The organism is Pantoea sp. JV6 (assembly GCF_025910055.1).
Classification (GTDB): Bacteria; Pseudomonadota; Gammaproteobacteria; order Enterobacterales; family Enterobacteriaceae; genus Pantoea; species Pantoea agglomerans.
On record NZ_JAPCIM010000002.1, the window covers coordinates 560485 to 582802 of the forward strand.

General features: G+C 52.2%; 27 protein-coding genes. 18 read left to right on the forward strand and 9 right to left on the reverse strand.

Going from position 1 to position 22318, the window contains the following annotated elements; all coding sequences use genetic code 11:
• The first annotated feature begins 78 nt into the window (after positions 1-78).
• The gene (locus OK412_RS03195) at positions 79-420 is read left to right on the forward strand and encodes a hypothetical protein (RefSeq protein WP_031593409.1); all 342 of its coding nucleotides are present in this window, start codon (positions 79-81) and stop codon (positions 418-420) included.
• Positions 421-597: 177 nt separating this feature from the next.
• On the opposite strand, the gene OK412_RS03200 is transcribed toward OK412_RS03195, so the two are convergent.
• On the reverse strand, positions 598-954 hold the full coding sequence (locus OK412_RS03200) for a hypothetical protein (protein ID WP_089414061.1): 357 nt from the start codon (positions 952-954) through the stop codon (positions 598-600).
• A 467-nt stretch (positions 955-1421) separates the two neighbouring features.
• Between OK412_RS03200 and OK412_RS03205 the strand changes: the two genes are divergently transcribed.
• Positions 1422-2309, forward strand: coding sequence for a benzoate transporter (locus tag OK412_RS03205; protein WP_264352679.1), 888 nt, complete (start codon positions 1422-1424; stop codon positions 2307-2309).
• Positions 2310-2346: 37 nt separating this feature from the next.
• On the opposite strand, the gene OK412_RS03210 is transcribed toward OK412_RS03205, so the two are convergent.
• Entirely contained in the window at positions 2347-2547 is a 201-nt protein-coding gene (locus OK412_RS03210) for a hypothetical protein (protein ID WP_010247636.1), read from the reverse strand.
• Between the two features lie 319 nt (positions 2548-2866).
• Here OK412_RS03210 and OK412_RS03215 point away from each other — a divergent pair, with 319 nt between their 5' ends.
• Positions 2867-3115 (forward strand): hypothetical protein, encoded by a 249-nt coding sequence (locus OK412_RS03215; protein ID WP_010247633.1) that lies wholly within the window; start codon positions 2867-2869, stop codon positions 3113-3115.
• A 65-nt stretch (positions 3116-3180) separates the two neighbouring features.
• Here OK412_RS03215 and OK412_RS03220 read toward each other — a convergent pair whose 3' ends face one another.
• Positions 3181-3813, reverse strand: coding sequence for a helix-turn-helix domain-containing protein (locus OK412_RS03220; RefSeq protein ID WP_022625481.1), 633 nt, complete (start codon positions 3811-3813; stop codon positions 3181-3183).
• Positions 3814-3949: 136 nt separating this feature from the next.
• On the opposite strand from OK412_RS03220, the gene OK412_RS03225 reads away from it, so the two are divergent.
• The 3 genes from OK412_RS03225 (at position 3950) to OK412_RS03235 (ending at position 5079) form a co-directional block, all read left to right on the forward strand.
• Complete coding sequence (locus OK412_RS03225) at positions 3950-4333, forward strand: hypothetical protein (RefSeq protein ID WP_010247627.1); 384 nt, start codon at positions 3950-3952, stop codon at positions 4331-4333.
• Positions 4320-4661 (forward strand): hypothetical protein, encoded by a 342-nt coding sequence (locus OK412_RS03230; protein WP_033787597.1) that lies wholly within the window; start codon positions 4320-4322, stop codon positions 4659-4661. The genes OK412_RS03225 and OK412_RS03230 overlap by 14 nt, the downstream gene beginning before the upstream one ends.
• Positions 4662-4812: 151 nt before the next feature.
• Positions 4813-5079 (forward strand): hypothetical protein, encoded by a 267-nt coding sequence (locus OK412_RS03235; RefSeq protein ID WP_010670837.1) that lies wholly within the window; start codon positions 4813-4815, stop codon positions 5077-5079.
• A 38-nt stretch (positions 5080-5117) separates the two neighbouring features.
• Here OK412_RS03235 and OK412_RS03240 read toward each other — a convergent pair whose 3' ends face one another.
• The gene (locus tag OK412_RS03240; RefSeq protein WP_003854508.1) at positions 5118-5357 is read right to left on the reverse strand and encodes a DinI-like family protein; all 240 of its coding nucleotides are present in this window, start codon (positions 5355-5357) and stop codon (positions 5118-5120) included.
• A gap of 174 nt (positions 5358-5531) precedes the next feature.
• Between OK412_RS03240 and iraP the strand changes: the two genes are divergently transcribed.
• Positions 5532-5831, forward strand: a complete 300-nt coding sequence (gene iraP / locus OK412_RS03245; RefSeq protein WP_010247621.1) for an anti-adapter protein IraP — start codon at positions 5532-5534, stop codon at positions 5829-5831.
• A gap of 202 nt (positions 5832-6033) precedes the next feature.
• Here iraP and OK412_RS03250 read toward each other — a convergent pair whose 3' ends face one another.
• Positions 6034-6357: a DUF6388 family protein gene (locus tag OK412_RS03250; protein ID WP_008926858.1), complete on the reverse strand. Its 324-nt coding sequence runs from the start codon at positions 6355-6357 to the stop codon at positions 6034-6036.
• 254 nt (positions 6358-6611) lie between these two features.
• On the opposite strand from OK412_RS03250, the gene yedD reads away from it, so the two are divergent.
• On the forward strand, positions 6612-7085 hold the full coding sequence (gene yedD, locus OK412_RS03255) for a lipoprotein YedD (protein WP_010247616.1): 474 nt from the start codon (positions 6612-6614) through the stop codon (positions 7083-7085).
• A 100-nt stretch (positions 7086-7185) separates the two neighbouring features.
• Here the strand turns inward: yedD and amyA are convergent, their stop codons facing one another.
• The 4 genes from amyA to fliD form a co-directional block, all read right to left on the reverse strand.
• Complete coding sequence (gene amyA / locus OK412_RS03260; RefSeq protein ID WP_264352680.1) at positions 7186-8667, reverse strand: alpha-amylase; 1482 nt, start codon at positions 8665-8667, stop codon at positions 7186-7188.
• Positions 8668-8768: 101 nt separating this feature from the next.
• Positions 8769-9134 (reverse strand): flagella biosynthesis regulatory protein FliT, encoded by a 366-nt coding sequence (gene fliT, locus OK412_RS03265; RefSeq protein WP_010247612.1) that lies wholly within the window; start codon positions 9132-9134, stop codon positions 8769-8771.
• Positions 9134-9541: a flagellar export chaperone FliS gene (fliS, locus tag OK412_RS03270; RefSeq protein ID WP_010247609.1), complete on the reverse strand. Its 408-nt coding sequence runs from the start codon at positions 9539-9541 to the stop codon at positions 9134-9136. The genes fliT and fliS overlap by 1 nt, the downstream gene beginning before the upstream one ends.
• A gap of 11 nt (positions 9542-9552) precedes the next feature.
• A complete protein-coding gene (gene fliD / locus OK412_RS03275) occupies positions 9553-10965 on the reverse strand; it encodes a flagellar filament capping protein FliD (protein WP_264352681.1) in 1413 nt (470 codons plus the stop codon).
• Positions 10966-11300: 335 nt separating this feature from the next.
• Between fliD and OK412_RS03280 the strand changes: the two genes are divergently transcribed.
• The 10 genes from OK412_RS03280 (at position 11301) to OK412_RS03325 (ending at position 21642) form a co-directional block, all read left to right on the forward strand.
• Positions 11301-12500 (forward strand): FliC/FljB family flagellin, encoded by a 1200-nt coding sequence (locus OK412_RS03280; RefSeq protein WP_022625486.1) that lies wholly within the window; start codon positions 11301-11303, stop codon positions 12498-12500.
• A gap of 158 nt (positions 12501-12658) precedes the next feature.
• Positions 12659-13861, forward strand: a complete 1203-nt coding sequence (gene fliB / locus OK412_RS03285) for a flagellin lysine-N-methylase (RefSeq protein WP_022625487.1) — start codon at positions 12659-12661, stop codon at positions 13859-13861.
• 305 nt (positions 13862-14166) lie between these two features.
• Positions 14167-15135 (forward strand): HNH endonuclease signature motif containing protein, encoded by a 969-nt coding sequence (locus OK412_RS03290; protein WP_033772033.1) that lies wholly within the window; start codon positions 14167-14169, stop codon positions 15133-15135.
• 144 nt (positions 15136-15279) lie between these two features.
• Positions 15280-16002, forward strand: a complete 723-nt coding sequence (locus tag OK412_RS03295; RefSeq protein WP_003854529.1) for an RNA polymerase sigma factor FliA — start codon at positions 15280-15282, stop codon at positions 16000-16002.
• A gap of 50 nt (positions 16003-16052) precedes the next feature.
• On the forward strand, positions 16053-16556 hold the full coding sequence (gene fliZ, locus OK412_RS03300; protein WP_010247591.1) for a flagella biosynthesis regulatory protein FliZ: 504 nt from the start codon (positions 16053-16055) through the stop codon (positions 16554-16556).
• Between the two features lie 218 nt (positions 16557-16774).
• A complete protein-coding gene (locus tag OK412_RS03305) occupies positions 16775-17761 on the forward strand; it encodes a D-cysteine desulfhydrase (protein ID WP_250327577.1) in 987 nt (328 codons plus the stop codon).
• Positions 17762-17874: 113 nt separating this feature from the next.
• On the forward strand, positions 17875-18675 hold the full coding sequence (gene tcyJ / locus OK412_RS03310) for a cystine ABC transporter substrate-binding protein (RefSeq protein WP_010247584.1): 801 nt from the start codon (positions 17875-17877) through the stop codon (positions 18673-18675).
• Positions 18675-19343: a cystine ABC transporter permease gene (gene tcyL / locus OK412_RS03315; RefSeq protein WP_003854540.1), complete on the forward strand. Its 669-nt coding sequence runs from the start codon at positions 18675-18677 to the stop codon at positions 19341-19343. Before tcyJ ends, tcyL begins: the two co-directional genes overlap by 1 nt.
• Complete coding sequence (tcyN, locus tag OK412_RS03320) at positions 19340-20092, forward strand: L-cystine ABC transporter ATP-binding protein TcyN (protein WP_010247571.1); 753 nt, start codon at positions 19340-19342, stop codon at positions 20090-20092. The genes tcyL and tcyN overlap by 4 nt, the downstream gene beginning before the upstream one ends.
• 464 nt (positions 20093-20556) lie before the next feature.
• Positions 20557-21642, forward strand: coding sequence for an acyltransferase family protein (locus tag OK412_RS03325; RefSeq protein ID WP_264352682.1), 1086 nt, complete (start codon positions 20557-20559; stop codon positions 21640-21642).
• The last annotated feature ends 676 nt before the right edge of the window (positions 21643-22318 follow it).

Here is a 22318-nt window from a genome sequence, read left to right on the forward strand (position 1 = left end):
CGAGCCGTGCAGCAGGGAACTCACTCTTCGGTGCAGACGACCCGACCCCTCATCACCTATCAGCAGGACGCCAGCCCAATGCTAAAAAAACTTATCCTTATCGCATCGTTAATCAGCTTATCTCTTCCAGCTTTTGCTGCCACGCAGTGCGGGCCGTTCTCTCTTAAACCTGATAAGAGCGGCTGGTTCTCGGTGAATGGAGAACGCGCTAAAACGCAGAAAGTCACCTTTGCGAAAGAGAAGGGCGATTACGACAACGCGACGGTCAAACTGCTGGTGAAAAACAGCAAAGCGCCGGGGATGGTGGATATGGAGCTGACGAACCGTGAGGGTAAAGGGCTGTTAAGAGCTGAAATCGTCCGCACCAGCCAGAGTCAGATCCGCATACGAGGCGCCTATGATTGCGAACCGGCTAAATAGGCTGAGCTTCGACTGCCCACTTCTGAACATGGCATAGCCCGGAAGCGGGCCTGATAAAAGCCTTTGAGTAGAAGAGTGCGAAAGGTTGTCAGGCAAGCGCTTGTGCTCTGGCTGGCCTGACAACGTATGCCAACTCCTGATCATCCATTCTGCATCACGCACATGGCGACGATGCCTCTAACTCGATGTTTTGCACCGCGCGATCATCCCTGAAACTGCTGTGCTGATATCTGATGCTTTTGGATCATAGTAAAATGTCGCACTAGTCTGATGATGGCTGAACTTTGCAATTTCAACCCAGGCCACGGTTTCATCATCCTGTTCAAGGTTATATCGCTTCGTGCCATCCGGCAGGGGGTCATCCTGCTCCAGATAGAGTTTTTGATCCTGTGCCGCTACGTTAAGGCAGGATTCAACCTGAAAAGGATGACCGTTGAAATAAGCGGTTTTTGTTGTCGGGTGTAATCCAACCCGTCCCATATCTACGCATCCGCCCATCAGACTTATGCTCAGGGCAATAATGATCTTCTTCATTAACTAAACCATCATAGTTATTTTGTTGACCAATAATATCCGGATATTGATCGTATCGCTCATTTTAATCAAAAATCTGCGCTTGATATTGCTGGCGTTACGGACTAAATGTAACATTCTTCGCAACGCATTATGATGTAAGCAACGGACAGGAACTCAGTAGCCCGCATCAGGTGACTCATGCTGTCTGCTGGTGTTAACCGTTGTCAGGTGAATGTCAGGTAAATATCACTCTGAATGGTTGCTCATCATATCGTTAGTCTGCTTTGAGGTGGATGCCCGAAAATCATTGCCTGCAGCCTTTGTTAGCCAGTTTATTATAAACATGGATAGTTTTACGCAGTACATTACACACACATCAGGTTCATTAAAAATCGGCCTCAACAAAAGGCGTTATACCTCTGTTGTGTTACGCATGTTGAGGTGTCCTGATGAAAATCCTTACTACTTAAGTGCCTCTGAATATTATGATTTATGACTGTTTTTTGTACTACGATGAAGATATCTTGCTTGAGATGCGTCTGAACACGCTTGAGCATGTTGTTGACCGGTTTGTCATTGTGGAATCGCGATATACCTTTACCGGAAAACGCCGGGAAAAGCTTCATTTTGATATTGAGAAGTTCGATCGTTTCCGCGATAAAATTATTTATATTGTTAACGATATTGCGCCCAGATTTTATCAGGAAGCCTTTAAATCGAATAGTTCTGTGGTTAATGCGGGAGAGACAGATCCCTGGGAAAATGAAGCCACTGCACGTAATCAGATTATGCAGGGGCTGGCCGGCGCGCAGGATGATGATATTGTTATTGTGTCAGACGTCGATGAAATTCCCCGACCCGAGGCGATAAAAGCATTCAGTCATCAACATCTTTGCACGACGCTGCATCAGCAATATTTCAATTTTAAATTTAATGTCCGGGTTTTAAATGACGACGGCACACCGCGCTGTGCCACCCTGGCAAAAATGGTGACCTGTAAAACGCTGCGAAACTTTTTTATGGGACAACCGGAATTGCTTCGCAATGTTAAGCGTCGTGGAACACCGATACGCGAGAACTGGTTGCGCTGGAAGTGGCTAAATTTCCGGACGAAAACCATTAAGAACGCAGGATGGCATTTTTCCTGGGTAATGAGCGATGAGCGCATCAGTGAAAAAATGTCTTCGATTTCTCATACCGAACGTAACTGTCCCGAATTTAATAATCCGGATCACATACGGCGCTGCGTTGAGAACAATATTGATATCTGGAATCGTCCGCGAAGGATGGAGATAGTGCCGGTAACATCCGAACATTTTCCAGCCTGGCTGGTTGAAAATCAGCACCAGCTTGCCGATCTCATTAAATCTTAACGCTAGCAGCGCGCCCAGCGGGCGCGCCTCTCGCACATCAGCTTGCCTTGTAAGGATCTTTTTTGTCATCCTGGCTGTCATCATTTTTGCGCGGCACTTCGCCATGATCTTTCGGCGCATCAGTGGCGGGATGATCATCTTCCTCGTAAGCATTACCAGCGTTTGGCGCGGCTTCGGGCAGGCTTTTGCTGACATCACCTTCTTTCTTACGTTCTTCATTCGTATTGTGTTTAAACATAACTCTCTCCTTTTATTCCAGTCTCTTAAGTTTAGACCAGCACTGACATCCCGCATGCGCAGCGGATTAAAGAAGAAAAAAAAGCCCGCCAGCGGCGGGCTAATCGGAGTTTCTCTCATACTGAACACGTCATTTTTCGATGTTTGGGTGTGTACAGCAGGTTCATGCTAACCGGGAATCCCTGATGCAGTAATGGACAAATCTGTCATGTCGCTTGCGGCAGGTCACATTCCCGTCGATAAACAGATCGATAAATAAATTCGATTGAACGGATTAGCAAAAGGCATATAGTGGCCTGCGTTACCAGGAGATAGAAATTATGTTAAGAGACTATTTAAAGATTGAAGCTGAAGATCAGTTAATCGAACAACGCTCGCTGAGCCTGAAAAATCGTGGTCAGGAAGAGGTCACCGAATGGATTATTGTAAATAGCCAGGGAGTTAAAAAAGGCGGCGTAACCCTGTTCGATAAACTCAGTACCCGCCGCTCATGGCCCGTCAATTACCGCATTATGCAGACCGATCTGCAGGGCAAAGTGGTGGTAGATCAACTGACCGATGCCCTGTAGTTGCCCGGCGATAATCTCAGCCACTGTTGTACGATGAAAAGTGAACCCGCGCCCGGCGGGTTTTTTTATGGCTGGCGATAGCGTCGCAGTTCCACCAGCGTACCAATCAGCTTCAGGCTGTCCCGGCTGGATTGCAGCTCAGGGAAATTGATATTGACCGGTGCCAGTTCAAACTGCATGACGCCATTTTCACTGCCGCGCTGACGCCAGGTGCGTAGCAGCACGACCTGTTGCTGCAATGCCAGCACGCAATCGCCGGGCTGAGGTGACTGCGTGGGATCGATGATCACCACATCATTCCGCAGAATCGCGGGCGTCATCGCCTGTTCTTCCACCCGGAAGGCAAAGCTCTGCTGTGAAAGCGCCATGTCGTTGTGCATCAGCAGTTCATGCCGGACGGAACCGGCCTCGCTCAGCCATCGCGGCACGTCGCGCTGTGCAAGCAGTGGGATCTGGTGCAAACCACTCCAGGCGCTTTCGCTGAAAACAGGACCATCCCCATCTATCAGAAAAGCCGGTGCGCAGCCCAGCGCTTCGGCGAGCCGCAGCAGGTTCTCACCGCGCGGCAGCGTCTCCTCTTTTTCCCATTGCGAAATCGCCACATGGGACACTTTTACCTGTTGCGCCAATTGCTTCTGCGTTAACTGCAGCGATTTACGTCGGAGTCGGATGCGGTCACCCAGCGTTTCGTTTTTCATAAGCTTGACTTTTTGGTTGAGAGTGACTTAAGTATACTTAAGCCTGGTATTTAAGCAATCTTAAATTTCATGCGGGGGACGTGGCTAAGCAGCACGCAGTAAGTTCCAGAGACCTTACCGTACAAAGGGGTGTGGCATGGAAAGTAGTCTGATTACCAGTATGGGTGCGTTAGTTCTGGGTGGGGGGGCAGCAGCACTGTTCTGGAAACCGTTATTGGCGGGAATTGCGTCAATCGTAACCAGTAATCGAGCCGGCGGCGAAATTATTACCAGCTACAAAGAGCAGGTGGTGTTGCTGAAAGAGAGCAACCTGCTGATACGGGAGGAGAACGATGAATTACGCGAACGGCACGACAGGAATCTGCGGCGTATCTCGACACTCGAAACGGATCTTCGGTTAATCAAGAATGCGGTAGGGATTTTACTGGCAATGACCGAAACCGATCAGAACGATAAATTTCGTAATGAGATTGATCGGCTTATCTCAACTCTGGAGGATCGCAGTGATGGCCACGATTAATAGCACTAAGGCACCTATGTCTTACCGGCGCAAAGTTATCCTCGGCTGCGTATTGCTGAGCTGTTCGATGATTTGCATCCTGATGACGATCATTTTTCTCTACGTCAGTAACACCGCAAACAAGCGGGTCGAGGAGATTCGGGCGGATTACCGCTTAATTGCGGCGCGGCGTGATGACAGAGTGGAGCTGCTGACCGATCAGGTTGCAGCAATACAGCATAAGCTGGATGCAATACCGGATCGCATAGCCGACAAAACGGTCATAAAAGTCAAAGAGGTCGTCACTGAGAGTGAGGTGCCAGCCGTGAATTCCGGTCATAAACCATAACTTCCGATTATTCTTAATGCGGCTTCGCTATTATCGACTAGTTTTAAATATCCGGGCAACATTTTGTACCTGAATGCAGGCCCGCTGATTGGCCGGTTGATGAACCGCTAAGCCTACTCACTTTGGATAAATGACCAGAAGGAAATTTAGCATGAGCGATTCAACAGAAACCAAGACCAAAACTGAATATCTGCGTGACGTGACTTCTCAGCTAAAAGAGATGCGTCACTATGCTCAGACCAACACCGAAACCCTTTCCAGCCAATGGTTAGCGTTTGATGCCGGTGAGTATAAAGACAAGACCAACGCCGACCGAATCGATGCGTTGCTTAATAAGCAGGGTAAACTGCTGGAAGATCTGGATGCCGCGATTCAGGACATCGAGATTGAAGTTAATCACAGCGAGCAGGAGAGCTAAGTCATCTCCCGCTAACTTATGTGGTGGCCGTTAAGGGATTAATCGGCCACCAGCCACATTTCCGCTTCGTCGAACATCTCTTCAACAATTCGCGCAACCGTCGCTTTATCGTTCTTACTCAAATCAGTATCAATCGCGTTACGTTCCATCGGCTTGACCTTAACTTCAATGTCAGGAAACACCCGATGCACCCGCTTTTCCAGCTCCTCACGAATCATCTCGCGAGCACCCGGTAAACCGGCAACGTTGCGCTTGTCATAAATCAACTCAACAAACATGATGGCAATCCATTCAGGGCAAAATCGCTGACATATAATACTGTAAATAAAAACAGTAGCAAGGCAGCGCGCCTGATTTCGTGTAAATTTTTATCTCGCATAAACCTCAATCTTCGACTAGCAAAATGCGCACGCATCGCGACATAATGGCGGCTTACTTTTAGGAGGTCCGCGATGCGACAACTGGTAATTGATATTCTGCTAAAACTGGCAAAGATGGACGTCGATGCAAAAGAGTTGACGGCGCAGCTTGAAGCGCAGTCCCTGCTGGTTGCGGCGCTGCTGGTGCAGGCGAAACAGGACAACTCGCTGACTATTTCAGAAACGGTGCAGGATGCCATTGTTACCGCTTCGCAATCTTCGACCGAGTTTCTGCAGTCTGATGTGGATCTGCTGCTGACGCATATTAATCGTCTGCTGGCGGTAGCGAGTTATGTTGAAGTAAAGGGTAAAGCGACGGAAGGTGAAGGGTAGGGGCGGATAAAAAAATTCGCCTCTGGAGGTGGAATTGAGACAACACCTGCAGAGGCAGTGCATCAGCACTATTCGTTAAAGGACAATCACGACCTGAGTCGCACGCCGAAGTTATACACTTTCCCCCGGTTAGTACAATTTTATCTGCAGTGCCGGAACTGGTTGGAGGTGTTTGCAATATACAACTTCAGCGCGGCCCTGATTAGAGCTCGTTTTTGATGCAAAACTCTTCCCAGCTCATCCCCAGCGACTCAGCATGAGATTTGAGATAAGTCTCGATAGCTTCAGCCGCCACCGCTTTATCCGGCTCAGCGAGCTGAATAGAAAAGATCATTCCATCCAGATTCTTCTGCCGCAAAAAGGCCGCATAGATGCGTTCGGCATGCCATTCGCGCAGCTGTCGCAGTGACAGGTTAGCTGCACGGGCGTCGCTCTCCGTTAATTCATCAAGTGCAGACTGAAAGTCGGGATGCGCGGTAAAAAACATCTCGCGCGCCTGGGCATAGTAGGCTTCTGGCGTTTTCATATTCATATTCCTGAAAGTCTGTTGCAGCGCGTCAGTGTAGCGGGTTGTCTTCCGCTTGTCAGGCGTGACAAAAGACGGAGTTTGCATCAGTTCAGCCTCTGAACTTCCGGTCAAAAACCTGACCGTGGAGCTCACTGCGGGATAAATTCTGGCGCAATCAGGGTCTGCGTGGTGTTTGAACACCCAGATACCTTGCGCAACGCGGTGGAAAAATTATAACGTAGCCGCCATTGATGGGATCTTAGGGATTAAACATGAAAAAGTGGATGCTGATTGCCGCGCTGGCACTGAGTGGCTGTGCACAAATCAACGATTATGAAAATGCGGTGCAAACGCCGGCGCCCGCTGATCTGCAGGGAACCTGGCAAACCGTCGGTCCACAGAGCAGCCTGATCAGCGACAAGGCGATAGCCAGTGTGATCATCAATGCGGATGGCAGCACGCTGGACTGCCGTCAGTGGATGCGGGTGATTGCGAAGCCGGGCAAACTGACCCGGTTAAGCGGCGATTATGTCAACGTCACGCGTCAGGTGCGGGTGATGCCGCTGGTCGTGGAGAATGGCGAGCTTAGCTATGACAGGATGACTCTGCGTAAAGTGGCGCGTCCGACCGTTGAGTGTCAGCAGGCGCTGGAAGAGGTGGCGAAACAGCCGAAAGCCGCCGTGATTCAGAACATCGAACCGCAACTGCTGCGCACACCGATTACAGAAAACAACGCGAAGTCATAACAGCCGGACCATAACAAAACCGCCCCGACGGGCAGAGCGCACTTCACGCTTCTGCCTGCCGGGGCGGGTTTAGTTTTGAGTCATTTCTTCGGCAACGACCTTATTCTGCAACCACCCAGACGCTGACACTGCCACCGTTACAGACAAAGACCGCCGTGCCGTGCTCGTCGGCAGTAATGGTCTCTTCCCGATTCCCCAGATGATCGCGCCAGACCTTACCGGCAAAACCTTCACCCATCGGCACGCTTTTCTCACCGGCATCGCCGTTCGACATGATCACCACACAGCCTGGCTGTGTTTCGGTGCCGCTGCGGCTGAAGGCCACGCAGTTTGGGTGATCAAAATAGTCGGTCTGCACACCCCAGCCATACTGCTGGCGCGCCCGGATTAATCCTTCCAGTTCAGGGATCACCGGCATCTCAATTTTGTACTTCTCGCCGTCGCCGCCTTCATCTTCATAGGTCGCGCCGAACAGGTCAGGATAGAAGATGGTAGGCACACCCTGCTCACGCAACAGGATCAGCGCATAGGCCAGCGGTTTAAACCAGGCTTCTACCGGCGCTTCCAGCGACTGCAGCGGTTGGGTGTCGTGGTTAGCCACGATCGTCACGGCATGCCACGGATCAGCAACCACCAGCGAGTTAGCAAAGATCTGGCTCATGTCGTAGGCGCTGCCCGCGGTTGAAGCCTGGTGGAAGTTCATGTGCAGTGGCGCATCAAACAGCATGGTTTTGCCTTCCACCTGATGCACATACTCCTGCAGCTTCTCCGTTTCAAACGACCAGTATTCCGCGACGATAAACATCGGCTCCTCAGCAACCTCCTGAATATGGTCAATCCACTCTTTGTAGAACCAGGCCGGGATATGTTTTACCGCATCCAGACGAAAGCCGGTGCAGGGCACCTGTTCCATCACCCAGCGCGCCCAGTATTTCAGCTCTTCCCTGACCGCGTTGTTGCGGAAATCGATGTTGGCGCCCATCAGATAGTCGAAATTACCCAGCTCGTTATCAACCTGGTCGTTCCAGCCTTCGGCGGTGTAGTCATTGATGATTTTGAATACGCCGTTTTCGTCCGGATTTTCGATGTGGTCTACGCCGCTAAAGCATTTGTGGTCCCAGACAAACTTCGAAAACTCCCCGGCGCGCGCCGGAAAAGTGAATTTTGTCCAGGCCTCGCACTCGACCACTTCGTCGTAGATTTCATCGCGGTTATCGGGATTGACGCGGTTAACGCTGATCGCCTCTTTTTCGTCGGCACCCATTTTGTGGTTGAGCACCACATCCAGCAGCACCCCAACGTTGTGACTACGCAGGGCTTCTGTTGCCGCCAGTAACTGCTGTTTGTCGCCATATTTGGTGGCAACGCTGCCTTTCTGATCAAATTCACCCACGTCAAACAGATCGTAGCTGTCGTAACCGACAGAATAGCCCCCCGAATCCCCTTTGTAGCACGGTGGCAACCACGCCATGGTGATACCTATTTCGCTGAGCCAGGCCGCACGATCGGCGACTTCCGGCCACAGTTTGCTGCCATCCGGGTAATACCAATGGAAAAACTGTAATAACGTTGGGTTTTGCATGTACCACACTCCAGGGGATGATGAAAATCAAGTATGGAGTAAGCGGCAAAAAAGAGACGCCGCGCAGAAAAATAAATCTGGCGGCGTGACAGAGCAGGGGATCAGGAGAGGGTTTCGTGCGGCACCATAACAACGCCGCCTTGATTGCTATAAGCGGACATCACCGATTTCTGGCGACTGTTCTGACCTACCAGTGAGGCCAGCTCATCCATCCGCGCCTGCAGCAGACGTTTCACTTCACATTCGTTATCGAGAATACGTCGCAGCACCGGACGTAACTGCTCCTGAGTCTGTGCCGACGGCGACACGGCTTCTGTCGATTGGGCTAAGTTCTGCACCGCACTGACATACTCCATCTCCCTGCTGATCAATTCATCCCATTCGCCTTGTGCTGCATGACGCAGCATTCCCTGGCTGAGATCGAGTAACTGTTGGTAAACGGTAATCAGATGCGGTGCAGTAGTCATTAAACGGCGTCCTGAATCAGGTTAGGTTGAACCACTTCTTTCCACGCGTCAGCAATGTTGCGCAGCAGGCCTTCGACCTCCTCGACCGCTGCAACATCATTGTTCAGGTTGGCATGCAACAGGCGACGCGTCATGTAGTTGTAAAGATCCAGCAGATTATCGGCCAGCTCATCACCACGGTTTTCAGTCAGACCCTCTTTCAGGCCGGCTTCGATAATATTGATCGCTTTGGAGATAGAGTTGCCTTTGCCTGCAATATTGCCATCCTGCATAAACAGGCGGGCGCGGATTAACGCGCTCAGTGCACCGTCGAACAGCATCACAACCAGCTGCTGCTGGCTGGCGCTCATCACGGCGCTTTCTACGCCAATTTTTGCATAGGCTTTGGTGCCTGTAGCGCTGTACATGGTCACTCCTGTTATTTTTTAGACGAATCGGACGTGTCGAACTGCTGCGTCAGATAGGTGCTGGTCGAGTTGAGTTTACTGATGGCCATATCCAGCTGAGTAAATTGCGTTTTATAGCGTGCGATATCGGCATCAATACGATCGCTGGTGGTGTTATAGAGGGTGGTTAACCTATTCAGTGTTTTACTCACGCCATCGGTGGCGGACTGAATAATCCCTTTAGTAGCCAGCCAGTCAGTCAGTTTACTGTCGATTTTAGCGGCGATACCGGTTTTACCGTCACCTACGATCATCGCTTTCACGCCCGCAGCATCTTTATCCAGTGCGCTGCTCAGCTTGGTTGAATCCAGTTTTAATGAACCGGTGGTGGGATCAGTGGTGACACCAATCTGACTCAGTGATTTAAAGGTAGATGTGCTCTGCGAATTGGTGAGCATGCTTTTCAGCTGCGTCTCAATCGTCCGTAACGTGCTGTCACCGAGCAGGGCACCATTACTGGAGTCCTGTGCATCGCTGTTGGTATCCACTTTGGTGTATTTGGTCAGGGTATTAAACTGATCCAGCAACGTATTGTAGGCATCCACCCAGGCAGTGATGGCGCTGGAGGATTTTGAGGTGTCTTTGGTAATCGTCAGCGTCTGATCGCCAACCGTCTGCGCGGTCAGATTTAAGGTAATCCCTTCCAGCGCATCGCTAATCTGATTGCTGCTGTTTTCAATCGCAACATTGTTGACCGTCAGTTTGGCATTCTGCGCAGCGACGCTCTGGGTCATCACGTTGCTGCTGGCGCTGGCGTCAAAGCCCACAATCCCCTGTAGCGTGCTGTCACCGGTGACGGCGATGGTTGCCACCGCATTGTCGCTGCCGGTTTTATTGGCGCTCATTGAGAGGCGGAAGCTGCCGTCTGATACCTTAATGATGCTGGCGGTGACGCCGGCATTGGCGCCGTTGATGGCGTCACGCATGCCGGTCAGCGAAGTCTGATCGCTGGAGAGCGTGACGCTTTTGCTGGTGCCATCTTTTAAGGTAATTGCGATGCTGCGGCTGGCCACGGAGCTGTCGCCCAGCGCGGCGGTGTTGCTGCTCTGTACTCCTGAGGTCAGTACCTGCGCCTGTGCCAGCTGCGTGACGTTAATGGCATATTTACCGGCCACGGTGCTGCCAGAAGTGGTCGCGCTGAACGCTGTGGAGCTACTGGCCGCAGTCGTAGCGGTAAACAGGTCAGCACTGTTCAGCTTGGTATTAGCAGCCTGGAAAGTTGTCAGTGAACTTTTCAGGGTGGCGTAAGCACTGAGCTTGGCCGTATAAGCTGTCTGCTGAGTAGAAATAGGTTTGAGTGAAGCTTTTTCAGCGGTGGTCAAACTGTCAAGCATGGTACTGAGTGGCAGGCCGGAACCCACACCGAGGTTGCTTATACTAGCCATATTAATTCCTTTATAAGGTCGACAGAAAATTGATACCTGGGTTATCGGCCTTGAATAAGGAAAGTTTAAGGTTATTTGCCTTAGGGTAATGAGGTAAATAAGCACTATAGAGAAGGGTAATTCAGCGGCTAGAAAATTAATGAATTAAGCCTAAAGAAGTTCGGGCGGGTGGCGATAACTTAAAACGTGACAGGTTGAAGCAGAAAAATTCGCCTGGTACTAAAAAAATTCTAAAGGTTGTTAAACGGCAGACGATAACAACTTTGACGGCGCTGAAGCCGGCGGGTTGAAGCCCACACCTTAACCGAAAGACTTGATTAACAGGAAAATTCATCATGGCCCAAGTCATTAATACCAACAGCCTCTCGCTGATCACTCAGAACAACATCAACAAGAACCAGTCAGCTCTGTCTACTTCAATGGAGCGTCTGTCTTCTGGTTTACGTATCAACAGCGCGAAAGATGACGCTGCTGGTCAGGCAATTGCCAACCGTTTTACCTCTAACATCAAGGGCCTGACTCAGGCTGCTCGTAACGCCAACGACGGTATCTCTGCTGCGCAGACTACTGAAGGCGCACTGTCAGAAATCAACAACAACTTACAGCGTGTTCGTGAACTGACTGTACAGGCTTCAAGCGGTACCAACTCAGCTTCTGACAAATCTTCAATTCAGGACGAAATCAAATCCCGTCTGAGCGAAATCGACCGCGTATCAGGTCAGACTCAGTTCAACGGCGTGAACGTGCTGGCTAAAGATGGCTCAATGAAAATTCAGGTTGGCGCTAACGATGGCGAAACTATCACCATCGACCTGAAGAAAATTGACTCTTCTACGCTGAAACTGAACACTTTCAACGTGAATGGTCCACAGGGTACACCTACTGCTGCTGCAGCTGCTGACTTCCAGAGCGTTTACGGTTCTACCAGTAACGTATCTAAAGCCACTGTTGCTGAAGGCACAGCTGATAGCCTGGCGACTCGCCTGGGTGTTGCAGCCGCTAACGTCACTGTTACTGCAGATAAAGTGTATAAAGATGACAACGGCAACCTGTTCGCTAAAGTTAACGTGAAATCAGCCAGCGATGCAGAAACCAACAGCCTGAAAGCGAACGGTTTTGACATTGCTAACGGTGCAAACCAGGACTTCTACGTTGCAGTTGATGCGAAGGCTGCAGTAACGACTGCTGGTGGCGATACCGCTGCGTTCACACTGGATACGGCTAACATGAGCCTGTCTAACGTGACCTCGGGTTCAACTTCTGATCCACTGAAAAAGCTGGACGAAGCGATTGCCAGCGTTGATAAGTTCCGTTCTTCACTGGGTGCGATTCAGAACCGTCTGAACTCAGCCGTGACTAACCTGAACAACACCACCACTAACCTGTCTGCAGCACAGTCTCGTATTCAGGATGCTGACTACGCAACTGAAGTTTCAAACATGTCTAAAGCGCAGATCGTACAGCAGGCTGGTAACTCAGTGTTGGCTAAAGCTAACCAGGTTCCACAGCAGGTTCTGTCTCTGCTGCAGGGCTAATCACCCAACTTTTAAAAGACAAACCCCGCTTCGGCGGGGTTTTTTTATGCCTGCGATTAGCCTGTTTTTGCCCTGTTTCTCTGCCAATCAATCTCCCCTCGTTCCTTTATCCTCACAGTAAGACTCTTTTTTAAATGCCTTTGTTGAGCAGGTAAATAATGAAAAATATTACTGTCGTGGAACCGCTCTTTGTCAGCGCCTTCAAATGTATTGGCAGTGAGTGTCGCGATCACTGCTGTAAGGGCTGGGATATCCACCTGGATAAGCCCACGGTCAATCGCTATTTAAAATCCTCGCTGATTGAAATCAAAACGCTGGCAGTTGAAAACATCACCACCACCCGCAAAAGCTTTGCCAGTTGGGGAACTATGAAGCTTAATGCTTCTGGCAACTGTGCATTTATGGATGAAAATCGCCTGTGCAAAGTGCATTCCCGGCTGGGTGCTGCCGCACTGAGCAACACCTGTGCGACCTATCCCCGAGCGGCGAACACCTTTAAATATGAACAGCAAAAAACGTTGGCGCTCTCCTGTCCGGAGGCGACCCGGCAATTATTAGCCTCACCTGACGCGATGCTGTTCGGGGAGAGCATCAGGCAACAACCTTATGGCAATAAAGCTAAAGATCTCGATCAGCAAAAGAAACTGCTGAATCTGATGTGTCTTAACATCATTAAATTCAGCGGCATTCATCTTGATGAAGGGTTTTACGCGCTTGCCAGCTTTCTGCTGGGCGCGGAAAGAGTAAGCCCTGAAGAAGATTGGCTGGTCCAGATGGAGCATCATTTTTCTGATGTACTCAACAACCTGACACAGGGTGAAATCAGGCTGCAGCTTGATCAGGTTAAACCTGACTATAACCTGCAATGGTCTTTACTGTTGAGATTGCAAAGCTGGTTCAGCACCATGGCCGATAAGCGCGCCTTTCCTACCCTGAATCACTACGTTAATAAGCTGATTTACATTCAGGCCGAAGGGGCCAAAACCGATGACGTCAGTCAGCCAATGATCCGGCTGGACAACGTCTGGCAGAAGCAGGTTATGCCCTGGCTTGCTGAACGGCCGTGGATAATGAATAACTATATTCAGTACCGCATTTATGATGATTTCTTCCCTAATAACGAAAATCGCAGCCCGTTACTGAGCTTATATCTTCTGACGGCAGAATGGTTCCTGCTTAAATCACTGATTGCGGCCAATGTTGAGTTGGTCGGAACCGTTAGTGAAGAGGATATTATTAATATCATCTACAGCTACCACTCAATAACAAAACATACGCCACAATCGGTGATGGCGTTTCTGGCCGAGATTGATAAGGTCAAGGTCAATGACGATTTGTCGCTGATTTATCTGCTTAAATGATCTGAGGCGATGCAGCTTCGCATCATCGGCATCGCCCATTTGTCCCTGATAGCTACGGGCGGGCATTAGCTAATTGCTGAAAGAATTGCAGCTGGTGTGCTGGCTTATTTTTATGCCAGCAGCTCCAGGCAATGCAACGCAATTTAACACCCGCTTCCTTCAAACCGGTTTCCTGACCACAACCTTGCAGGCTGCCTGTCTCTCAATCCCAGGCAATCCCCCCAGCCCGTTACAGTTCCCCCACAGACTGCCGATAACTCCTCACAGAACAACATCATTTTTGATTTTAACTTTGTGGAGTGTCTATGCGCTTCAATTATGACCTGTTACCGGGTGAGCGGCTGACCTTTGAAGAGATCGCCCGGCGTTATGCTCTGCAATACCCTGATGATAAAGAGCTGACGGCGCGCGCCTTGCTGAGTCCGTCAACCGGGCTGCGCACGCTGAAAATCCGCGCGGTGTTCGCGCAGGAAGAGAGCAACAGCCCGCTGGAGGATCTGCTGTTCATCTCCCATGACAACGAACGTAAAAATTACCTGCGTCGCTTTGAGCACTACCTTAAGCAGAATCTCTCCTTCCTCTATTTCCGTCGCAGCGATAGCGAAAAGCGCGACAACCTGTGGAAGGTGATGGGCAGCAGCCAGGTCTTCGCGATGATCGATCCGCAATCCGCCACGGCACAGAATCTGCTGAACAGTCGCGGCTACAAACTGGTGCTGATGCATCAGGATGATGAAGACGCTTACTGGCAGCTTTTCAATCCACAGGCAGATCCCTGTTTTCCGCAGTCGCAGCGCATTCAGTTCATCGTGGTGCTGAGTACGCCGCAGCACAAAGTTCCGGCGGCGGTGATGCCGGGAACTGAGGTCGGGCGTCGTGTTAAAGCCCGGGTGCTGCAGCGCGCCAGCCAGGCGGAATTCAGCGCCGGTGTCAAAGCCCGCTACGGCGCCTGTGTGATGACCGGCACCGAGCTGACCGAACGGCATAACTGGCCATGGGTGGAAGCCTGCCATATCGACACGCAGGAAGGGGATGACGGTGTACTGGCAGATAACAGCATCGATAACGGCCTGTTTTTACGCAGTGATTTGCAGCGGCTGTTTATTAACCGACTGATTAGCATTGATGGTGAATCGGGCGAGATTCTGGTGCATCCTGGCGAGGAGGCGCAGCAGCATCTGGCGCCCTGGTATCAGGAACTGGAAGGTCGCATCTGCAGCCTGTGGGCGGCAGTGCCGCCCGCCACCCGGCAACGGCTGCGCGCCCGTCGTTAATCTTCACTGAAGAGTGCAGAAGGATCTGCACTCTGAGGTAACAAAAATGAAATAGCCTCGTTTTACCCCGCCTATTCAGCCAATCGAAAACGCTACAGAATTGGATAATCATGCCGATAACTTCATTAACGCAGGGTAGTCAACGTGAACGATTTCTATACCGCCGAAGGCGTGATGGACAAGCATTCGCTCTGGCAGCGCTACGTGCCGCTGGTGCGCCATGAAGCGTTGCGTCTGCAGGTTCGCCTGCCGGCCAGTGTTGAGCTTGACGACTTGCTGCAGGCGGGTGGGATAGGGCTGTTAAATGCCGTAGAGCGTTATGACGCGCTCCAGGGTACAGCCTTTACCACCTATGCCGTGCAGCGTATTCGTGGCGCCATGCTCGACGAGCTTCGTAGTCGGGACTGGGCACCGCGCAGTGTGCGTCGTAATGCACGCGAGGTGGCCGGAGCAATGCACAGAGTGGAACAGTCGCTGGGGCGTTCTGCCTCTGAGCAGGAAGTGGCGCAACAGCTGAATGTTTCCATGGAGGAGTACCGGCAGATCCTGCTGGACACCAACAACAGTCAACTTTTCTCCTACGACGAGTATCGGGAAGAGCACGGCGACAGCGCGGAGCTGGTGACGGAAGGCCATGAAGAGGCTAATCCGCTTCATCAGTTGCTTGAAGGGAGTCTGCGTGAGCGCGTCATTGAAGCGATCGAAGCGTTACCCGATCGTGAAAAGATGGTGCTGACACTGTACTACCAGGAAGAACTGAACCTGAAAGAGATTGGGGCGGTGCTTGATGTGGGTGAATCCCGTGTCAGCCAGCTGCACAGTCAGGCGATTAAACGCCTGCGTGCCCGACTTGCGGGAGCGCGCTAGCAGTATCAGTTCCTGGCGATTCAAAATTATAAAAAACCGGGGACTCAGTAATGGGAGCCAAGACCAAGGCCAGACCGTTAAGTCGTTATCTTAAAGACTATAAACACAGCCAGAGCAACTGTTCACACTGTGGCAAGGTATTAGATCGAATGGCGCTCGTTTTTCGTGGCCAGATCATCAATAAAGAGGCCATCGCTCGGATGGACCAGATGATTGATGAGCAGCTGTGGCTGAAACTTCAGCCCGAACTGACCGCGCTTTGTCGTTTTTGCAGTGATATTTTTTGTAATACCCATCCTAATTACTTCGACATAATGGCGTTTAAACAGTATCTGTTTGAACAGACAGAGATGAGCCCCAGCACGATTCGTGAATATGTGGTGCGGCTGCGTCGTCTGGATGAGATGCTGAAAGCCAGAAATTTCCCGGCCGACAGGCTTCAGGGAAATAGCTGGCATCAGTGTCTGGAAAGCGATCTGCCCGATGCCGGTAATAACAATTACCGCATCGCGCTGCGCAAGTACGATCAGTTCTTAGGCTGGCAGCAGGGTTAACCCTGATCTGCACCGATTGCTCCTCCGCGTGCCTGCGGCACGTTCCCCTTTTGCCCGCCAGCCGGGTAGAAGGGAAGGGGGAGCACGGCGCTTCTTTCTCCTGCATCTTCCATTATGCATCTGTCTCACCGCATCTGCTGACACCTGAATCAGGGTGATCCTTTTCGCATCTTCTGCAACACTGTAAGGATAAATTGAATGCCCGAACGGAGGCAGCATTGTCTTTACATCTGTTACACCAATTCCCGCGTCTTGAACTGCTGGGTGCACCCACGCCGTTAGAACATCTGCCTCGGCTCTCTGACTATCTGGGCCGCGATATTTTCATCAAACGCGATGATTTCACGCCGGTGGCGATGGGCGGCAATAAGCTGCGCAAGCTGGAATTTCTGGCGGCGGACGCGCTGCGTGAAGGCGCCGATGTGCTGCTGACCGCGGGCGCTATACAGTCCAATCATGTGCGTCAGACGGCGGCAGTCGCGGCCCGGCTTGGCCTGAAGTGCGTGGCATTGCTGGAAAACCCGATTGGCACCCACGCTGAAAATTACCTGAGCAACGGCAACCGTCTGTTGCTGGATCTGATGGACGCTGAAGTGATCATGGTGGATGCGCTGAATAACCCTGCGGAACAGCTGGCTGAACAGGCCACGCGTCTGGAAGCCCAGGGTTATCGTCCTTACATCGTGCCGGTCGGCGGCTCAAATGCGCTGGGTGCACTAGGCTATGTAGAGTGCGCGCAGGAGATTGCTCATCAGAGCGAAGGCGTGGTCGATTTCGCCGCCGTGGTGGTGGCCTCGGGCAGTGCCGGCACCCATGCCGGACTGGCGGTGGGTCTGGAGCATCTGCTGCCGGAGACCGAGCTGGTGGGCGTCACCGTTTCACGCCAGGTTGAGGCGCAGTTGCCGCTGGTGGAGCGGCTGCGTCAGTCGCTGGCGGAGACGCTGGAAGTGCAGGCTAAGGCACCGATTAACCTGTGGGATGACTACTTTGCGCCACGCTACGGCGAACCCAATGATGAAGGCATGGCTGCGGTGAAACTGCTGGCGCGGCTGGAAGGGATCCTGCTGGACCCGGTCTACACCGGCAAGGCAATGGCCGGACTGCTGGATGGCGTCAGCCAGAATCGTTTCCGCCGTGAAGGTCCGTTGCTGTTTATTCATACGGGTGGCGCACCGGCGTTATTTGCTTATCATCCTTCGGTCTGAGACAAGCGAATAAAACAGTTTATACTCCGTGGGTTATCCTACTGGACTGGCAGCGACAAGCCGTGCTGCCCTTATAAGAACACACACACAATACTGTCAATAATGGGGTGAATATGTCCTTTTCTCGTGCAGGTCGTCAGATGATGATGGGCGTCATGGCCGTGGCGCTGATTGCTGGCGTCAACGTTAAAACCTTTGCAGCGGAAAATCTGCTGAACAAAATTAAAGAGCGCGGCACGCTGCTGGTGGGTCTGGAAGGCACCTATCCGCCATTCAGCTTCCAGGATGAAAAGGGCAAGCTGACCGGCTTTGAAGTGGAATTCGCGGAACAGCTGGCACAGCACATGGGCGTCAAGGCGAGCCTGAAACCGACCAAGTGGGACGGCATGCTGGCCTCACTCGACGCGAAGCGCATCGATGTGGTCATCAACCAGGTCACCATCTCTGATGAGCGTAAGAAGAAGTATGACTTCTCCACGCCATACACGGTCTCCGGCATTCAGGCGCTGACCATGAAAGCCAATGCGAACACCATCACCAAACCTGCTGACCTGGCCGGTAAAAAAGTGGGCGTCGGTCTGGGCACCAACTACGAGCAGTGGCTGCGTGAGAATGTGAAGGGCGTGGACATCCGCACCTATGATGATGACCCGACGAAATATCAGGATCTGCGTTCTGGCCGTCTGAATGCCATTCTGGTTGACCGTCTGGCCGCGCTGGATCTGGTGAAGAAAACGGGCGATACCATGGCGGTCGCGGGCGATGCGTTCTCTCGTCAGGAATCGGGCGTGGCGGTACGTAAAGGCAACGACGACCTGCTGAAAGCGATCGACCAGGCCATTGCTGACATGCAGAAAGATGGCTCGCTGAGCAAGCTGTCTCAGAAATGGTTTGGCGCGGACGTGACGAAATAATGCAGGAAAGTCTTCAACTGGTGCTGGATTCAGCACCTTTTTTATTAAAAGGCGCACTGTTTACGCTGCAGCTCAGCATCGGCGGCATGTTCTTTGGCCTGCTGCTGGGCTTTATTCTGGCGCTGATGCGTCTGTCGCGCTTCTGGCCGGTTCGCTGGCTGGCACGAATCTATGTCTCGATCTTTCGTGGCACGCCGCTGATCGCCCAGCTGTTTATGATCTATTACGGCCTGCCGCAGTTTGGCATTGAACTGGATCCGATCCCCTCCGCGATGATTGGTCTTTCCCTGAATACCGCAGCCTATGCCTCAGAGTCACTGCGTGGCGCGATTTCATCGATTGAGCGCGGGCAGTGGGAAGCGGCGGCAAGTATCGGCATGACGCGCTGGCAAACCCTGCGCCGGGTGATCCTGCCACAGGCAGCCCGCACCGCGCTGCCCCCGCTGGGCAACAGCTTTATCAGCCTGGTGAAAGATACCTCGCTGGCGGCGACCATTCAGGTACCGGAGCTGTTCCGTCAGGCGCAGTTGATCACCTCACGCACGCTGGAAGTCTTTACCATGTATCTGGCAGCCTCGCTGATCTACTGGGTGATGGCAACGGTGTTATCTGCGTTGCAGAACCGGCTGGAACAGCATGTTAATCGTCAGGATTCGGAGTCGAAATGAGCGCCATCGAAGTCAGAAAGCTGGTGAAGTCTTTTAACGGCCAGACGGTGCTGCACGACATCGACCTTGATGTGGCCGCCGGTGAAGTGGTGGCCATTATCGGCCCCAGCGGATCAGGTAAAACCACGCTGCTGCGCAGTATCAATCTGCTGGAAGTGCCGGATAGCGGCACCATCCGCGTTGGAGAGATTACCGTTGATGCAGCGCTGGCACAGAGTAAGCAGAAAGAGCAGGTGCGTCGTCTGCGTCAGCAGGTCGGGTTTGTCTTCCAGAACTTCAATCTGTTTCCGCATCGTTCGGTGATGGAGAACATTATTGAAGGGCCGGTGATCGTCAAAGGCGAAGCGAAAGCGGATGCGGTAGCCCGCGCCCGCACGCTGCTGGAGAAGGTCGGGCTGCACGGCAAAGAAGAGAGCTATCCGCGCCGTCTGTCGGGCGGGCAGCAACAGCGCGTGGCGATTGCGCGTGCGCTGGCGATGCGGCCGGAAGTGATCCTGTTTGATGAACCGACCTCGGCACTGGATCCGGAGCTGGTGGGCGAGGTGCTCAGCACCATTCGCGCGCTGGCCGAAGAGAAACGCACCATGGTCATCGTCACGCATGAGATGAGCTTTGCCCGCGATGTGGCTGACCGCGCCATTTTTATGGATCAGGGGCGGATTGTGGAGCAGGGCGAAGCGAAAGCGTTGTTCAGTAACCCTCAGCAGCCGCGCACCCGTCAGTTCCTTGATAAATTTCTGAATCAGTAATCCACACTGCCTTCCCAGGAAGGCAGTTTTAACCTGTTTAAAACCCTCATTTTTTAAGCTGCAAATGGCTATGGTCACGTTATTAACAGGCGCAGTATCATAAATAACTCTGCCGCTGTTAAACCTTTTGGCACATCTGACAAATCTTTTCTTTTCATCGGGGATATATTGGCTTTTCCCGTTGCCACTTTCTCTTAATTATATTTTCTGAATTATGAAGCAACATTATCCTTTAAACAGGCTGCGGCACTGCTAATTAGTGTGTTGCGTCGATATTAATAAGTGTAAGGAAACGTTCTGCTAAGTAAATAACTGTGGTAACAGGGCCACTCAGCGGCTTTTAAGAGTTTCGCTACATTCATCACCGGTTCAATGGCGAATAATTGCCGGATAATCATAAAAGCAATACTGATTTCCTCGCTTTTACTTTCCAGCATTCTGACCTACACAGCAGGAGTCATTGAATGAACCAGACTAAGTCAGATCAGATATTGTGGGTAGATACCCTGAAGGGCGCCTGCATATTACTGGTGGTCCTGTACCACACAGTTTTACCCGGCTTTGAAGGGACGATGAAATATCTCTCTGCCGGATGGATCCCCGCCGAAATATGGATACAGTTTAATACGGTACTGTCGCCGCTGCGTATGCCCGCCTTTTTCTTCGTCTCGGGATTGCTGGCGACCAATGGCATTCTGAACCGGCCATGGAAGCAGGTATTTACCAGTCGCATCACCAATCTTTTTTATCTCTATATTCTGTGGGGGTTTATTCAGTGGTGGTCAATTATCGGTATCTCCACTGAAATTACTGGCCAGCGTATTTCGCAGAACCTTAATGCCGCCTATGCGGGTTCGCTATTCGAGTTTCTCAAGCTGACCTTTATGGCTATGAGCACCTCGTGGTATCTGTATGGGCTGGGACTCTATTTCCTCTGTGCTAAAGTTTTCCGTCAATATAAGCTGGCCCTGGTGGCGGTGGCGATCCTGCTGAATTATCTGGCGGCAGAAAAAGTGATCCCGTTCTGGGGACCACAGAGCCTGGCCCAATATTTTGTGTTCTTCCTGTTAGGGGCATTCTGGAGCCAGACGATGCTGCGCCTGAGTGAATGGCGGCGTGAGAATCTGATGCCCTGGGCGCTACTGGCGGCAGCCGCCGGGATTCATGTGCTAGTCGGTCTGGATAAGAGTCTGTTCCTGTGTGTACTGGCGGTGTTATTCAGTATCGCGGCCTGTCGCTGGCTGAATCAGCACTTCAGCATGCGCTATCTCAACTGGGTTGGCCGCAATACGCTGCAGATTTATGTCATCCATCGTATTTTTATCGAGTTTTTTGGTATGTCTGCGATTCTGTTCGCGCAGCGGCATCATCTGTTCGAGCAGGCGTGGTTTTCGTTTCTCTGGGCCTGTTTCTATCCGGTGGCCATCGTGGGTCTCTGCTCGCTCTGTTCAGTGGCAATCTGGTCGCTGACCAATCGCGGAGTCGGGCAGTCGCTGTTTGTGTTCCCGACGTTAATGAAAAGAGCGCCTGGCGGCGCGAGCGGTGGGTAAGTTACGCTTAGCAGCGGGGAAGTTACGCTTTGCAGCGGGCTTGCACTGAGCGGGTTTCGCCTGCAAGGCGATGGGGCGTTTTAGTTCACTTAGCCGCGCGTAAACACTGAGCAGGTTTCGCCCGCCAGGCGTATGGGAGTTTCAGGTTGCCTGTGCAGGCGGCCGCGTCAAGGGGCGGACGCCCGCCCCTTAACAATCCCGGCGTCCGGCTGCCTGCGCGCCCCGCTGTGCGGGGTGCCTTCGTCACGCCCTGCGGCCGACGGACCGTCCGGACTCGCCATCCCTGGCTCGTGCCGTCCTTTCGCCGACGTCCTGTCGGCTCATCCTGGCCTGCGGTTGTTCCTCAGCGCTTCGGACGCCTCTGGCAAACCCCTGCCGGTGGGTTTGTCACCCGGACTGGCTGGGTTCAGGCCGCTGAAAGCGGGGAAGAAGCAGATTGGTTTCACGTTGTAGCAGGATCGCAATTAAAAGGTTTCTCAATGCAAGGCGTTAGCACTGAGCGGGTTTCGCCCGCCAGGCGATGGGGAGTTTCAGGTTGCCTGTGCAGGCGGCCGCGTTAAGGGGCGGACGCCCGCCCCTTAACAATCCCGGCGTCCGGCTGCCTGCGCGCCCCGCTGTGCGGGGTGCCTTCGTCACGCCCTGCGGCCGACGGACCGTCCGGACTCGCCATCCCTGG